Raw genomic sequence first — 15,957 nt, 5'->3', positions numbered from 1 at the left:
TAACCTGAGAGAAAGTGAATATCATCACTGGCAGGAAGTAATATGAATGTGGTTCACGATATTATTCAGGCGCTCTGGCAGCAGGATTTTAGTGCACTGGCCGATCCCCACGTCATTTGGGTGATTTACGGCATTCTGTTCACAACGCTGTTTCTGGAGAATGGTCTGTTGCCTGCCTCGTTCCTGCCCGGCGATAGCCTGCTGTTGCTCACTGGCGCCATGATTGCCAAAGGCGTGATGAGCTTTTTCCCCACAATGTTGTTGCTCACCGTCGCCGCCAGCCTCGGCTGTTGGCTCAGCTATCTTCAAGGGCGTTGGTTAAGCGATACCCGGCTGGTAAAAGGTTGGTTGTTACAACTTCCGGCGCACTACCATCAGCGTGCCTACCACCTGTTTCATCGCCACGGTCTGACGGCACTGCTGATTGGCCGATTCTTAGCGTTTATCCGCACCCTGCTTCCCACCATGGCGGGCATTTCCGGGCTGAACAATACACGTTTTCAGATATTCAACTGGCTCAGCGGGTTATTGTGGGTTGGCGGCATTGTCACGCTTGGTTACGCGCTCAGCCATATTCCACTGGTTAAGCGCTATGAAGATCAGGTGATGACCGCACTGATCGTGCTCCCCTTCATTTTGCTGGTCAGCGGCTTAATCGGCATGGCCTTTATGGTGTGGCGTAAAAAACGGGCCGCCGTCTGACAAGCCGCCCCAGCACAATACCCTGCGGCGTTCAGCGCCCTTCAACGACCGTATTAGTGGCCTTTAATCTCGCGATCTCATCGCCGGGCGGCGCGCCAAAGTAGCGCTTAAATTCCCGACTGAACTGCGACACGCTTTCATACCCTACGCGGGAGGCCGCGACACCGGCTCGCAGACCATCGTTTAACATCATCAGACGCGATTTATGTAACCGATAAGATTTCAGGTACTGAAGCGGTGATGTGTTGGTGACCGCTTTGAAGTTTTGGTGAAACGCGGAGACGCTCATATTCACTTCATTTGCCAACTGCTCCACGCTCAGGCTTTCGGCATAATGATTTTCAATATGCCGCAAGGCCTTTGCGATCCGGCTGAAGTGAGTGTGACGATTGACCAGCGCCTGTAATGCCGCACCACGTTCGCCACAGAGCATATGGTAGACAATCTCTCGTACAATCGACGGACCCAGAACTCGGGCATCACGCGGGTTGTTCATCGCCTCCAGCAGCCGTTCTACGGCACACAGAATCTCATCGGTCAGCGGCGCACTGCTCACGCCGCAGGTGTCGGAGCAGGGACGGATGACGCTGTCGTCATCACCGATGTCGAGCAGTAAATCCTGAAGCATCTGGATGTCGATACGGAGCGCTATCCCTACCAGCGGTTGCTCCGCGCAGGCTATCGTTTCGCATTCAAAGGGCAACGGCACCGTCATCAACAGGTAGTTTTCCGGGTCATACTGAAATGTTTTTCCGCCCAGATAGCCAATTTTTTGCCCCTGAAAAATGATGACAATCGTCGGGTCATACATCACTGGCACACGAGGATGGTGCTGTTGCGTGTAAATGATCCTGACGTTCGGCACGGGTAACGGCATGAGGCCATTTTGGGTCGCATAGCGTATTGCCTGCTGCACAATGCGCTGCTGCACGGTATGTTGCCGTACTCTCTGTTTCTGTACTTCTGGCTGCTGTACCAGCCCCTCGCGTTGGCTTTCCGTCGACATGGTGTTCTCTCGCTACGGTTCTTTTTTCCTGCCCGGAGCCTCTCTCCCGGCAGGGGAAACAAAATGACACACAACGCCATTTTTATCACGCGTTCCTCTTGAATTTTGTAGAAATAGGCAACAAGCGAGTAGAAATGTGCATTGAACGCTTTCCACGGCTTGACGACAATACTGGACAGACACTCGCGTTAGTAGGGGAAAAAAATGAATAACACTATTGAACTGTTCAGCTCACACCGCAGTGAACGTAGCTATCTTGATAAACCGATTCCCGATGACGTACTAGACGCCATTATTCAGTCCGCGCATCTGGCGCCCACGTCGGTGAACTCGCAGCAGGTTTCGCTCGTCGTCACCCGCGACCCGGAACGCCGGGCGCGTATTGCCGAACTGGCCGGAGGCCAGCCGTGGATTGCTAAGGCCCCTGTGTTCATCACCGTGGTGCTGGACATGCATAAAACGCAGGTTGGGATTGCCATGAGCGGCAAACAGCAGCATGCGCATGAAAGCCTGGAAAGCCTGATCTCCGGCAGCACAGATGTCGGCATCGCCCTCGGCTCGCTGATGGCGGCCGCCCGTTCGTTCGGACTGGGCATCGTGCCGATTGGCGGCATCCGCCGCGATCCCACGGCGATGATCGATCTCCTGCAACTCCCCGCGCTGACGTTCCCTGTCGCTGGTGTTGTTATCGGCTATGTGGACACACCTGCGCACCAGAAACCGCGCCTGCCGCTGAATACATTTCGCCATGATGAAACCTATCATCAGGATGTGTTGCCCGCCGGGATCGCACAATACAACGAGACGTTGGTCGCCCACTGGAAAAAGACGGGACGCGCGGACGGCGATAACTGGGGCGACAACACCGCCAGTTATTATCAACACATCTACTTCCCTAATGTCCTGCCTGCGATCCTCCAGCAGGGCTTTAAACTGGATCAATAAACAATGCTAAATTTCACACTTCATACCCCGACCAAGATTTTGTTTGGCAAAAATCAGATTGCTGAATTAGGCAAAGAAATTCCTGCCGACGCCCGTATCCTGATTACTTACGGCGGCGGTAGCGTGAAGCGTAATGGCGTGCTGGATCAGGTCTATCGCGCACTGGAAGGCCGCAACGTGCGTGAATTTTCCGGTATTGAGCCAAACCCGTCTTATGAAACGCTGATGAAAGCCGTCGATATCGTTCGGGCGGAAAAAATTGATTTCCTATTGGCGGTGGGCGGCGGTTCCGTCGTGGACGGCACTAAATTTATCGCGGCCGCCGCAGATTATCAGGCCGCACAGGATCCATGGCATATTCTGCAAACCGGCGGGGCGAATATCGATCGCGCCATCGCGCTCGCCGCCGTGCTCACCCTGCCGGCGACCGGCTCGGAATCAAATAACGGCGGGGTCATCACTCGTCAATCAACCAACGATAAACTGCCCTTCCACTCACCACATACGCAGCCGCGTTTCGCCGTGCTCGACCCCGTGGTGACCTACACGCTGCCCGCTCGCCAAATTGCGAATGGTGTGGTGGATGCCTTTGTCCATACGGTGGAACAGTATCTGACCTATCCTGTCAATGCCAAAGTACAGGATCGTTTCTCTGAAGGGCTGCTGTTAACGCTGATTGAAGAAGGCCCCCGCGCGCTGGCCGAGCCGGAAAACTACGACGTCCGGGCCAATGTTATGTGGAGCGCGACGATGGCGCTGAATGGCCTGATTGGTGCAGGCGTACCGCAGGATTGGTCAACCCATATGCTGGGGCACGAGTTAACGGCAATGCACGGTCTCGACCATGCTCAAACGCTGGCGATCGTCCTGCCTGCGATGCTGGCGGCAAGGAAAGCGCAGAAGCGCGCCAAACTGCTGCAATATGCTGACCGCGTATGGGATTTACGTGACGGAAGCGAAGAGCAACGCATCGACGGCGCGATTGCCGCCACGCGTGACTTCTTTGAGAAAATGGGCGTACCGACCCGCCTGTCTGACTATCAGCTGGACGGCAGCTCCATTCCGGCGCTGGTCGCCAAGCTCGGCGAGCATGGTTTGACCGCGCTGGGCGAACATCGCGACATTACACTGGAAGAAAGCCAAAAGATTTACGAGGCGGCGCGCTAGTCAATTCATCGATGCCACAGCCTGTCTGCGGACAGGCTGTGGTCTGAATGGGCGCTAAACCCGATCCTGCCCAGGTTAAGGTTAGGTGACCATGCCCACACCAACGTTTATCGCTCCCCACGGCGACTCGCTCTGGCGCCAGAGCCCGTGACGTTCTCGTCCAGAAATGCCCGTATCACCGGAATTATCTCCTGACCATGCGTTTCCAGTGCAAAGTGCCCGGTATCATAAAAGCGGATATCGGCATCAGGGATATCTCGCTTCCAGGCCTCAGCGCCGGCAGGCAGAAAATACGGATCGTTTTTTCCCCAGACGGCAAGGAGCGGCGGCTGTTTCTCACGGAAATAGGCCTGGAATTTGGGATAGTTATGCACGTTAGAGGCATAATCAAGCACCAGATCCAGCTGGATGTCGGCATTTCCCGGGCGCGACACCTGTAAACCTTCAAGCGTATAGCCATCCGGAGAAACCAGACTGGGATCGGGGACACCTTCCAGATACTGCCATTTGACGGAGGCCGGCGTTGGGAATTCCCGCAGCGCAGCCCGGTTTTCTGGCGTGGGCGATGCCCAGTACTTTCTGATGTCAGCCCAGCCCTGCGCCAGACCTTCCTCATAGGCATTACCGTTCTGAGAGATGATGGCCGTAATGCGGTCAGGATGTTCTGTCGCCAGTCGCCAGCCAACAGGCGCACCGTAGTCATGCACCATTATCGCGTAGCGCTCAAGCTTCAGTTGCTCCGTGAACTGATTCATCGTTTTGGCAATGTTATCAAACGTGTAAGCATATTCGCCTCTGGCCGGCGATTCAGTAAACCCGAATGACGGCAAATCTGGCGCAATAACGTGGTATTGCGCCGCCAGAGCGGGAATAAGATCACGGAACATATATGACGAGGCCGCGAATCCATGTAGCAGCAGAACGCAAGGATGCGAGGGGTCGCCCGCTTCACGATAGAAAATATTCACCAGCCCGACCTGCTCATACCGATAGCGGATCGGTGTTACAGACGTAACAGTTTGGTTGCAACGCATAGATACCTCTCGTCTTTGTAACCATTAAAATGAAAAATTGAAGGTTACTAATTTTTCATGTAACCTGTCAATTATTTTTTAAGGGTTACATAAATGTCTGCATCACATACGCCTGCCCCCCACTTTATTGCAAATCATCTTGCGCTGGATTTCATTAATAGTGCTTATGGCACCGGTGACGAATATCATGATTTTCTGGTCGATGATAAAAGCGTTGTCTTCTGGCTTAAGTCAGCCGGACAGCTCCCTGAGCATTTCGCAGAGATCCCCTCCGGCCTCGCCAGCCAGGCCAGAGCCTTGAGGGAGGCGGCAATCCAGATGCTAAATTCAGGTCGGACAGGCTCCCCCTGCTGTCCGGATCGGGTGAATCAACTACTTGATAAAGGTCGGCCAGTAAAATATCTGAAATGGGATGATCGGCAGGCAAGCTTCCAACTGATCGAAGACAGAAGGGACAATAGCGTTGACAGCCTGCTTGAGCCGATAGCGGCGTCGCTTGCACGTCTGCTGTCAGGCGATGAGCTAAAATATGTCCGCCAGTGTGAAGCGCATGACTGCACGCTGATGTTTCTGGATACCACAAAGTCTCACCGCCGACGCTGGTGCAGTATGGCGCTTTGCGGTAACAGGATGAAAGTCGCGGCGTTTCGTTCACGCAAACACGAAGCCGGATAAGTTTCGGCGCTTTTTATCATGAAGCGGCGCATGACGGACGAATTTTTCTACTAGACTGAAACAATGTGCCTGCTTCGGCCGGGGATCACGAATTCCGGCGATTAAGCGATGAACAGGCCGCCGAATGCCGATAACGCCATGATAAATTATGGATTAACGGATATAAAAGGAGAGTGACATGACGCAACCGAAACTTAAGCTGGCAGATGGCAATATCATGCCGCAGCTGGGCCTAGGTGTCTGGCAAGCCAATCGTGAAGAGACGGTGACCGCCGTGACTGAAGCGCTATCCATTGGTTACCGGGCGATTGATACCGCGGCGATCTATAAAAACGAAGAGGCCGTCGGTCAGGCGCTGCGTTCAGCTAACCTGCCACGCGATGAGGTGTTCATCACCACGAAGCTCTGGAACGACAATCACACCGCTCCCCAAAAGGCACTGGAAGAGAGCCTGCGTAAACTTCAGTTGGATTATGTCGATCTGTACCTGATTCACTGGCCGTTACCACAGCAAAATACCTTTGTGGACGCCTGGCGCGGGCTTATCAAGCTTCAGAAACAAGGGCTGGTGAAGAGTATCGGCGTGAGCAATTTCCATATCCCTCATTTACAACGGCTAAAAGAAGAAACGGGTGTGTTGCCGGTTATCAACCAGGTTGAATTGCATCCCCTTCTCCAGCAAAGACAGCTTCACGCCTGGAACGCCACACACCGCATCCAGACCGAATCCTGGAGCCCGCTGGCACAAGGTGGTGAAGGCATCTTCGACCATCCGACGATTCGTAAGCTGGCGACCAAATACGACAAAACACCGGCGCAGATCGTTATCCGCTGGCATCTGGACAGCGGGCTGGTGGTGATCCCTAAATCCGTCACGCCTTCACGTATCAAGGAAAACTTCGAGGTGTTTGACTTCCGTCTGGATAAAGACGAACTGGGTGAGATCGCCAAACTGGACTGCGGCAAGCGTCTGGGGCCAGATCCCGACGAACCACGAAACGGCTAACTCGCGTTTGCCAGCACAAGGCGTGCTGGCACCGTCCTAATCGGCGAACTGAATCTCGTACACATCGCTGCGACAGTGCGCTTCGCTGTATTCCAGCAGTTCCCCCTGCTCGTTATAGACTTGCAATTGGCAATAGAGCACCGGCGCGCCCACCTCCACGTCAAGATGCGCGGCGACCTCCGCCGTACAGGCAATCGCCTTAAACCGATAGCGTTTTTTATCCGGCCTGATCCCACGCGCCACCCAATATTGATAGAGCGATTGCTCCAGCATCTTCGGGTCAGGGAGGAATGTTCGCGGGATCCAGGTCGCTTCCATCGAAACCGGTTCGCCATTGCTTAGCCGGACACGACGCAGATAGGTGACGCTCTCCCCTTCCGGCAGCGCCATTTCTCTGGCGACAGCGAAGGGCGGAGCCCCTATCGTTCTCTCCAGCCAGAGACTGCCCGCCACGCCGCCCTGTTTTAGCACCAGCGCCGTGAATCCTTCGTCCTCGGCACTCAGCGCATAATTCAGGCGCTGCGCGACCCGCGTTCCCACGCCCTGTTTGCGGACGATCAATCCTTTATCTTCCAGCAGGGACAGCGATCGGGATACCGTTACTCGCGATAACCCTAACTGCTGTGCGATCAACCGTTCCGCAGGTAAAAACTGCCCTGCAAGCGCCTTACGACGGTTGATTTCAGACTCAAACAATGACGCGAGTTGCATATAGCGAGGTGCTGACGACGTTTCGGTAAGCTTATCCCTAACCCAAAGCAGTAGTTCTCGCATAGTGCAACCTTCTTCATCGCGCAGCGCTCTGACTGCACACGGATAAAACTAAAGTGAACCTGATTTCAGTACGAAAAAAAACGCCCGGACGCCGACATTGTTGTAATAAAACGTGTCCCTATCGCCCGTCAGCGTCGCCACGACGCGCGGCTCAGAATGCAATTCTGCCCCTAATCATAGCAACATTCATACACAAGCTATCGTTCGCAAAGCCCGGCATTTTGGATCCTGGCTTATCTGGATCGCATCCGATCGCCTTTAAGCCGCGCTCGGGTATCGAAAACCCCGCCATCTGACAGGATTGCAACCCGTCAGACGGGGTAAACGGCGGAAATTCACAGGGAGGGCTGAACCACTAACTGTCCGGTTGAACCGCGATCGGCCAATTCCAGCGTCTGGCTGTAATACAAGAAGGGGAACGCCAGCGAGGAAGGCTGCATAAAATAAACCAGCAGTTCCACATCGCTGTCCACCCAGACCGTATCTTTCCAGCCGCGGTCCTCCGCCGCCGCCGGGCCGCCATTCACGCTGCGGATCAGGAATTTTACCCCCTGAATATGGAAAGCCTGCGGCGTGTCGGCATGGACGATCCAGCGCTCGCAGCGGCCAGTCTGCGTTTGTACGTCGGCGCGCGTCATATCCCACATCGCACCATTGATGCCCGGCAGACTGTCTCCCAGACGGAATTCGCGCGTGCGGCTGATACTGCCCTCAAGGATATTATCCGCCAACAGGCGCATCGGCAGGTTATCTGTCACCAGCGGCAGCAACCCTGTGGGCCTGAGCGTTAAGATCTGGCTGGAAATCAGGATGCTGGACGGTTCAAACAACCCACGCAGACGATCCATAATTCCGGCAGATTCACCCGCCGTCAGCGTGACCTCTTCCCCTTGCGACATATCGACCAGAATTTCGCGGCGCTCACCGGGCGCCAGAGAAAGCTCACTGACCGCGACCGGCGCCGGCAACAGCCCCTGATCGCTGGCGATCACATGCATGGCGCGACTGTCGCTCATGCGCATAACGTAACGACGCGAGTTAGAGGCATTCAGTAGCCTCAACCGCACCCAGCCGCGGGAAACATCGACAAAAGGATTCTGCACCCCGTTCACTAACAGAGAATCCCCGACGAACCCACCGTTAGCGGGCGGGTTATAGAGCGGCAGACCGAAGTTATCCAGCCGTTTGTCCTGAATAATCAACGGGAAATCATCGACGCCGTAGTGATTGGGAAGCGGCAGGGATTTGCTGATGCTATCTTCCACCAGCCAGAGCCCCGCTAATCCGTTATAGATATGCGGCGCCATGCGGTTTGGCGTATTCGCGTGATACCAGCAGGTCGCCGACGGCTGACGAACCGGCAAGACCGGCGACCAGTCGGTTCCCGGCGAAATCATGCGGGAAGCGCCCCCCATTAGCGGCCCGGGCACCTGCAACCCGCCGATCGTCATCGAGACAGGCTCATTCAGACGATTGCTGTAAATCAGCTTCACGTCGTCGCCATCATACACTCGCACCGTCGGCCCCAGATAATGGCCGTTGATCCCCCAGATGGAGGCCTTACGCGTGCCGGAAAACACCCAGTGGGTGCGCTGCATGGTCAGAAACAGCGGCTGGCCCCGGCGCGATTCCAGTAACGGCGGTATCGGCAAGGCAGTGGAACCGCCGTTGGCTTTCACCGCCAGCGGCATCATCCCCGCACACACCGCAAGGCTCGATGCCTGAATAAACCGGCGTCGACTGAGTGACATAATGACTCCGTAAATCCACTAAACCGTAAACAAAGTTTAACGTCCGATTTGGCATCTGGAAGCGTTAATCAACAGGAAGACTGCATAAGCTTATTTTTTTTCTGCGGCTTCACGCGCTGCGACTTCAGCATCCAGTTCCGCCAGCTTCGCCGCCATAACATCATGGCAATGGGCCGCCAGTTCACGCACCTGTTCTTTGGTGTACGCGTGGGTATCAATCGGCGGCAACATCTCGACGATCACGAGTCCGTTATTCCAGCGGTTCAGCTTGACCTTATTGCTGGTCGTTGAAACGCAAATCGGCACGATGGGTACTTCTGCGCTAATCGCGGCGTGAAAGGCGCCGGTTTTAAATGGCAACAAACCGCGCCCACGGCTACGCGTGCCTTCAGGAAACATCCAGATAGAGGTATTGCGCTCTTTAATGTGTTTGACCACCTGAGCGATGGTGCCGTGCGCTTTGGTGCGATTTTCGCGGTCAATCAGCAGATTGCCCGTCAGCCAATACAGTGGCCCAAAGAACGGTATCCACAGCAGGCTCTTCTTGCCCACGGTTACGGTGCGCGGCTGTACCACATTGGATGCCGTGACCATATCGTAATTGTTTTGGTGATTCGCAATATAAATGCAGTTGCCGTAATGCGCCGCTTCCTTTGGAACCCGCACTTCGACCTTCAGGCCGAACACGACGGATAAACGTCCAAAAAGATGGCCGAAAGTCGCCACATGGCGGGGGTTTCTCGGGCTGAACAGGCAGTAAACGAAGCCAAATAGGCAAATCAGAATCGAAAATATAACGACGATCAGAAAACGCAAAATGAATAACATAACAACCTCATTAGCCAACAGCCGCGGCTAGTATAGCGATTTCACACTAAAATACACGGTGATTCAATTTCCGATACGGTAGCGAGATAGCAAAGAAAGGCGGCATGATACCTGACGTTGATTGTTTCAATATCAGGCTGAACAGACTATGCAAGAGGCAGATAGCCTGCCCCCTGAGTTTCTCCCTCATACCGGATATCAGCGCTCGGCATGCGGCTCGGCCTATTCTTCGCTGCCGTCTGCACCGCGCTGCGGCGGCGCATCTACGTCAATCCGATCGATACGTTGCAACCCACGCAGCAACGTACCTTTACGCCCACGTTCCCCTTGATATTTCTGCAATTCATTCGGGCGCAGCACCAGCTTACGCTTACCGAAATAGAGCGTAACCGACGCCTGAGGCGGCAGCAGAAGCAACCAGGTCAGACGATCCTTGCCTGCTGAGAAATCCGCCGAAGAAACAGACACAATCTTGTTGCCTTTACCTTTCGACAGCTGCGGTAGATCGGAAACCGGGAACAACAACATCCTGCCTGCGGCGGTGATCGCCATGAGCAGATTGTCGTCACCGGTGATTTCAAGCGGCGTCAGCACCTTCGCCTTCTCCGGCAAGGTAATTATCGCTTTACCCGCGCGGTTACGCGCGACCAGATCGTTGAAGGTGCACACAAAACCGTAGCCCGCATCCGACGCCATAAGCAGTTTCTGATCGTCTGCGGCCATCAGCACCTGTTCAATCGTCGCGCCCGGCGGCGGCGTGAGCTTGCCCGTCAGCGGTTCACCCTGACCGCGTGCAGAAGGCAGTGAAATGGGATCCAACGCGTAGCTGCGGCCGGTCGAGTCAATGAACACCACGGGCTGATTGCTCTTCCCTTTGGCCGCCGCGCGAAAACTATCGCCGGCTTTATAACTCAATCCGGCAGGGTCGATATCATGTCCTTTGGCACTACGCACCCAGCCCATTTCCGACAGCACGATAGTGACCGGTTCGGAAGGGACAAAATCATGTTCGCTCATCGCCTTCGCTTCACTGCGTTCATGCAGCGGTGAGCGCCGATCGTCGCCATAAGCCTGCGCATCCGCCTGAATTTCTTTCTTTATCAGGTTGCTCAGCTTACGCTCTGAGGCCAACAGCGCCTGAAGATGATCGCGCTCTTTCGCCAGATCGTTCTGCTCGCCGCGGATTTTCATCTCTTCCAGCTTGGCCAGATGACGTAACTTCAGTTCCAAAATGGCTTCGGCCTGCGTTTCACTCAGGCTGAACTGACGCATCAGAACCGGTTTCGGCTCATCTTCCGTGCGGATAATATGAATGACTTCATCAATATTCAGGAACGCAATCAGCAAGCCTTCAAGAATATGCAGCCGCTTGAGGACTTTTTCCAGACGGTAATTCAGACGACGGCGCACGGTGTCACGACGAAACACCAACCATTCATTCAGGATCTCGACCAGCCCTTTCACACCCGGTCGCCCGTCCAGACCGATCATGTTCATGTTAACGCGATAGCTTTTTTCCAGATCGGTGGTGGCAAACAGATGGTTCATCACCTGCTCCAGATCGACACGGTTCGAACGCGGTACCAGCACCAGACGGGTCGGATTCTCGTGGTCGGATTCATCACGCAGATCGTCAATCATCGGCAGTTTTTTCGCACGCATCTGGCTGGCGATTTGCTCCAGCACTTTGGCGCCGGAAACCTGATGCGGCAATGCGGTAATCACCGCTTCGCCGTCTTCTTTTTTCCAGACCGCGCGCATACGCACTGAGCCGCGACCATTTTGGTAAAGTTTGCGCACGTCATCGCGCGGCGTGATGATTTCGGCTTCCGTCGGGAAATCCGGCCCCTGCACATGTTGTAATAAATCATTGAGGGAGGCGTTCGGGTTTTCCAGTAGCGCGATGGCCGCCGCCGCGATTTCACGCACGTTGTGGGGAGGAATATCGGTCGCCATCCCGACGGCGATCCCGGTGGTGCCGTTCAGCAAAATATTGGGCAGACGGGCAGGCAGCATCTTCGGCTCCTGCATCGTGCCGTCAAAGTTCGGGATGTAGTCGACCGTCCCCTGCCCCAGCTCCGACAGCAGCACTTCCGCATACTTAGACAGCCGCGATTCGGTGTAACGCATAGCGGCGAACGATTTCGGATCGTCCGGCGCCCCCCAGTTCCCCTGACCATCCACCAGCGGATAGCGATAAGAGAACGGCTGCGCCATCAGCACCATGGCTTCATAACAGGCGCTGTCGCCGTGCGGATGGTATTTCCCCAGTACGTCACCCACGGTACGGGCGGATTTTTTAAACTTGGCGCTGGCATTCAACCCCAGCTCCGACATCGCATACACAATACGACGCTGCACAGGCTTCAGACCATCGCCGATAAATGGCAACGCCCTGTCCATGATGACGTACATGGAATAATTCAGATAGGCATTTTCGGTAAACGTGCGCAAAGCCAGGCTTTCTGCACCGTCATGAGTCATTTCACTCATTTATCTTATTCCCTCACATCGCGGCGCGATTCACTACGCACTCCGACACGCCATAGCGGCGGTATGTTTGACGGGAATATTACCTTATCTGGAGAGGCGATGTCACAAGGAACCGCGCCACAGCGCGCAATGAGGCAAGGAACAGACGCGAATGTTTCGCCAGCAGACAGTCGGATGCGGTTCAGTCGGGCGTATGTCGGCGGCATCCCCTTATTTTCGCCCCGCGCTCCCCGTTGATTCCCCCCCTCGATCCGTTTTAATTTTCTCCTCGACGGTAGTAATGCTCTCCCCAGATCGGATCCTGCCTTAATCAGATATTCCCGGATTCAAAAAAAACCATTAATCACGCTAATTAATTTTATCTCCGTGTTATCTGTAATAGTGGCAAATCAAACCTCCTATATTTACCGTCCCTGTCTATACTTTAATTCGTCTAATAGCAGAGTTTCCTGCGTAACTAAATGAATGACATGAAATAGTAGATAAAAAAGGGGATGTTGTATGAGCGCAACAAATGCACTGTACGAGTCAAAAAAAATATCATGGGGCAGTATCATCGGCGGTGTTGTTACCGTTTTAGCCATTTCTTTGCTACTTTCCACGTTAGGTACCAGTCTTGGTCTGTCGATTGTCGATCCACTATCGGATGAACCCGTCAGCGGCGTTGGCACCACGGTTCTGGTATGGTCCGCCTTATCCATCATCGTGAGTCTGGCAGCTGGTGCATTTATCGCCGGCAGGCTGGCGGCGATTGATGGGATTATTCACGGTTTTCTGGTGTGGGCGACCACATTGCTCGTCACCGCCGTGCTGGGCGGCTTACTGGTTGGCGGCACGCTGAAAGCGACAGGAAGCGCATTAAGTTCCGTTGCGTCTTTAACCGGCAGCACCATCTCAGGCGTTGGCGGCGGACTTCAGGGGATCGCGAATCTGGGCTCGAAGGCCTTCGATAATATCGATCTGGATGTTTCGCTACAGCCCGAAAATCTCAGTCATGAAGTCACAGAGGCTCTGCGCAAAAGCGACATCGACTCCCTGCATCCAGACTACATGCAGCGGCAGTTAGAAGGCGCCAAACAGGATATCAGCGCAGCGGTTAAAGCCATCGCGGTAAACGGTGAAGACAGCGAAGCGGTCGTACAAGACCTGCTGAAGAAACTGAAACAGCGCGCCGAAGCCTTAACCAAAGACGTCGACCGCGATAGCCTGACGAAAGCGCTGGCGGACAACACCAGCCTGTCACAAGAGGAAGTCAACAAAACCGTTGATAACCTGATTGAAGCAAAAAACAAAACGACGCAGTTGGTGAATACCCGATTGCAAGATGCTGAAGCACGCATCGAACAAGCGAAACAACAATATGAAGAGCTGAAACAAAAAGCGCGTGAACAAGCCGCTGAAGCCGCTTCCGCAGGGGCAAAAGCCGCTTTATGGACCTTCTTTGCACTGCTGATTGGCGCCATTGTCAGCCTGTTCGCCGGTTTGTGGGGGGTGAAAACCAGCGCACGGTATCGTCATACCGCACAGGTGTAAGGTCAACAGGATAACACCCGCTCTCTCTGCTTATTAGATAGCAAAAAACGGCCGCGATACTGACATCGTGGCCGTTTTTAACTCTCTACCTTCACCCGCGCTATACTTCGATTTCCGCCTTATCGCCTTTCTCTTGCAGCCAGTTACGTCGGTCTTCTGAGCGCTTCTTCGCCAGAAGCATATCCATCATCGCCATCGTTTGATCGATATCCTCCTCTTTGATGGTCAGCTGCACCAGACGACGGGTATTCGGATCCAAGGTCGTTTCACGCAGTTGCAGCGGGTTCATTTCCCCCAGACCTTTAAAGCGCTGCACGTTCGGCTTGCCTTTCTTGCGCTTAAGCTGCTCCAGCACGCCCGCTTTTTCCTCTTCATCCAGCGCGTAGTACACCTCTTTTCCCAGATCGATGCGGTACAGCGGCGGCATCGCGACATAGACATGCCCCCCTCGCACCAGCGCGCGAAAATGGCGGACAAACAGCGCGCACAGCAAGGTCGCGATATGCAAACCATCGGAGTCCGCATCCGCCAGAATGCAGATTTTGCCGTAACGCAACTGGCTGAGATCGTCGCTATCGGGATCGATACCGATCGCCACAGAAATATCATGTACTTCCTGCGAAGCCAGCACCTCATCAGAGGAGACTTCCCAGGTATTCAGGATCTTGCCTTTCAGCGGCATGATCGCCTGAAATTCACGCTCGCGCGCCTGCTTTGCGGAACCGCCCGCCGAATCCCCTTCCACCAGAAACAGCTCCGTCCGGCTGAGATCCTGCGAGGTGCAATCGGCCAGTTTGCCGGGCAGCGCTGGACCGCTGGTCAGTTTTTTCCGCACCACTTTTTTAGCGGCGCGCATCCGGCGTTGAGCGCTGGAAATGGCCATTTCAGCCAGTTGTTCCGCCGCCTGCACGTTCTGATTCAGCCACAGGCTGAACGCATCTTTCACCACGCCGGATACAAACGCGGCGCACTGACGGGAGGACAATCGCTCTTTGGTCTGCCCGGCAAACTGCGGTTCCTGCATTTTTACCGACAGCACGTAGGCACAGCGTTCCCAAATATCGTCTGCGCTCAGCTTCACGCCCCGTGGCAAAATATTGCGGAATTCGCAGAATTCACGCATCGCGTCCAATAGCCCCTGACGCAGGCCGTTGACGTGCGTCCCCCCCATGGGCGTTGGGATGAGGTTGACGTAGCTTTCCGTCAGCAGATCCCCCCCTTCCGGTAACCAGAGCAGCGCCCAGTCCACCGCTTCGGTATCGCCGGTAATCGACCCCAGAAACGGTTTTTCCGGCAGCGTAATCAGGCCATCTACCGCCTCGTTCAGATAGTCATTCAGGCCATCCTGATAGCACCAGCGTTGCTCGGTGTTATTGACTTTATCTTTGAAGATGATTTCCACGCCGGGGCACAGGACCGCTTTGGCCTTTAGCAGATGCGTTAAACGGGATACGGAAAAGCGGGCGCTGTCGAAGAATTTCTCATCCGGCCAAAAATGAACACGCGTACCGGTGTTACGGCGTCCGCAGGTGCCGGTCACCGTGAGATCCTGCACTTTATCGCCGTTTTCGAAGGCAATATCATAGACCTGACCGTCGCGCTTAACGGTGACTTCGACGCGAGTGGACAACGCGTTCACCACGGAAATCCCTACGCCATGCAACCCGCCCGAAAACTGGTAATTTTTATTGGAAAATTTGCCGCCCGCGTGCAAACGACACAGGATCAGCTCAACGGCAGGCACGCCCTCTTCGGGGTGGATATCCACCGGCATGCCGCGGCCATCATCAAGCACTTCCAGCGATTGATCGGCATGCAGGATCACATCAATACGGCGCGCATGACCCGCCAACGCTTCATCAACGCTATTATCGATCACCTCTTGTCCCAGATGATTCGGACGCGTGGTATCGGTGTACATTCCTGGCCGACGCCGCACTGGCTCCAGCCCGCTGAGTACTTCAATCGCATCAGCGTTATAACTTGATTGAGTCATGGTTTGTGCTAATTCTTTGTGTTCAGTGAATGGTGTTTAACGATCCG

At 54.7% G+C, this 15,957-nt stretch carries 13 protein-coding genes; 6 read left to right on the top strand and 7 right to left on the bottom strand.

The window, feature by feature from the left end; translation table 11 throughout:
• Positions 1-42 precede the first annotated feature (42 nt).
• Positions 43-702, top strand: coding sequence for a DedA family protein (locus EDC54_RS04865; RefSeq protein WP_132453850.1), 660 nt, complete (start codon positions 43-45; stop codon positions 700-702).
• Positions 703-733: 31 nt separating this feature from the next.
• Here EDC54_RS04865 and EDC54_RS04860 read toward each other — a convergent pair whose 3' ends face one another.
• A complete protein-coding gene (locus EDC54_RS04860; RefSeq protein ID WP_132453848.1) occupies positions 734-1,708 on the bottom strand; it encodes an AraC family transcriptional regulator in 975 nt (324 codons plus the stop codon).
• A gap of 204 nt (positions 1,709-1,912) precedes the next feature.
• Here EDC54_RS04860 and EDC54_RS04855 point away from each other — a divergent pair, with 204 nt between their 5' ends.
• A complete protein-coding gene (locus tag EDC54_RS04855; protein WP_132453846.1) occupies positions 1,913-2,653 on the top strand; it encodes an NADPH-dependent oxidoreductase in 741 nt (246 codons plus the stop codon).
• A 3-nt stretch (positions 2,654-2,656) separates the two neighbouring features.
• A complete protein-coding gene (gene yqhD / locus EDC54_RS04850; RefSeq protein ID WP_132453844.1) occupies positions 2,657-3,820 on the top strand; it encodes an alcohol dehydrogenase in 1,164 nt (387 codons plus the stop codon).
• A 107-nt stretch (positions 3,821-3,927) separates the two neighbouring features.
• Here the strand turns inward: yqhD and EDC54_RS04845 are convergent, their stop codons facing one another.
• Complete coding sequence (locus EDC54_RS04845) at positions 3,928-4,854, bottom strand: alpha/beta fold hydrolase (protein WP_132453842.1); 927 nt, start codon at positions 4,852-4,854, stop codon at positions 3,928-3,930.
• 93 nt (positions 4,855-4,947) lie between these two features.
• Between EDC54_RS04845 and EDC54_RS04840 the strand changes: the two genes are divergently transcribed.
• The gene (locus tag EDC54_RS04840; protein WP_132453840.1) at positions 4,948-5,529 is read left to right on the top strand and encodes a CGNR zinc finger domain-containing protein; all 582 of its coding nucleotides are present in this window, start codon (positions 4,948-4,950) and stop codon (positions 5,527-5,529) included.
• 178 nt (positions 5,530-5,707) lie between these two features.
• The gene (dkgA, locus tag EDC54_RS04835) at positions 5,708-6,535 is read left to right on the top strand and encodes a 2,5-didehydrogluconate reductase DkgA (RefSeq protein WP_132453838.1); all 828 of its coding nucleotides are present in this window, start codon (positions 5,708-5,710) and stop codon (positions 6,533-6,535) included.
• Between the two features lie 36 nt (positions 6,536-6,571).
• On the opposite strand, the gene EDC54_RS04830 is transcribed toward dkgA, so the two are convergent.
• The 4 genes from EDC54_RS04830 to parC form a co-directional block, all read right to left on the bottom strand.
• Positions 6,572-7,309 (bottom strand): GntR family transcriptional regulator, encoded by a 738-nt coding sequence (locus EDC54_RS04830; protein ID WP_132453836.1) that lies wholly within the window; start codon positions 7,307-7,309, stop codon positions 6,572-6,574.
• 335 nt (positions 7,310-7,644) lie between these two features.
• Positions 7,645-9,060: a cell division protein FtsP gene (gene ftsP, locus EDC54_RS04825; protein WP_132453834.1), complete on the bottom strand. Its 1,416-nt coding sequence runs from the start codon at positions 9,058-9,060 to the stop codon at positions 7,645-7,647.
• Between the two features lie 90 nt (positions 9,061-9,150).
• Positions 9,151-9,888 (bottom strand): 1-acylglycerol-3-phosphate O-acyltransferase, encoded by a 738-nt coding sequence (locus EDC54_RS04820; RefSeq protein WP_132453832.1) that lies wholly within the window; start codon positions 9,886-9,888, stop codon positions 9,151-9,153.
• Positions 9,889-10,110: 222 nt separating this feature from the next.
• The gene (gene parC, locus EDC54_RS04815; RefSeq protein ID WP_132453830.1) at positions 10,111-12,381 is read right to left on the bottom strand and encodes a DNA topoisomerase IV subunit A; all 2,271 of its coding nucleotides are present in this window, start codon (positions 12,379-12,381) and stop codon (positions 10,111-10,113) included.
• A 501-nt stretch (positions 12,382-12,882) separates the two neighbouring features.
• Here parC and EDC54_RS04810 point away from each other — a divergent pair.
• A complete protein-coding gene (locus EDC54_RS04810; protein ID WP_132453828.1) occupies positions 12,883-13,914 on the top strand; it encodes a CAP-Gly protein in 1,032 nt (343 codons plus the stop codon).
• Between the two features lie 100 nt (positions 13,915-14,014).
• Here the strand turns inward: EDC54_RS04810 and parE are convergent, their stop codons facing one another.
• The gene (parE, locus tag EDC54_RS04805; protein ID WP_132453826.1) at positions 14,015-15,910 is read right to left on the bottom strand and encodes a DNA topoisomerase IV subunit B; all 1,896 of its coding nucleotides are present in this window, start codon (positions 15,908-15,910) and stop codon (positions 14,015-14,017) included.
• Between the last annotated feature and the right edge of the window lie 47 nt (positions 15,911-15,957).

The sequence above is a fragment of the Samsonia erythrinae genome (assembly GCF_004342665.1).
Lineage (GTDB): Bacteria > Pseudomonadota > Gammaproteobacteria > Enterobacterales > Enterobacteriaceae > Samsonia > Samsonia erythrinae.
Note: the sequence above shows the minus strand (reverse complement) of the source record. Positions and strands in the feature narration are given on the sequence as shown.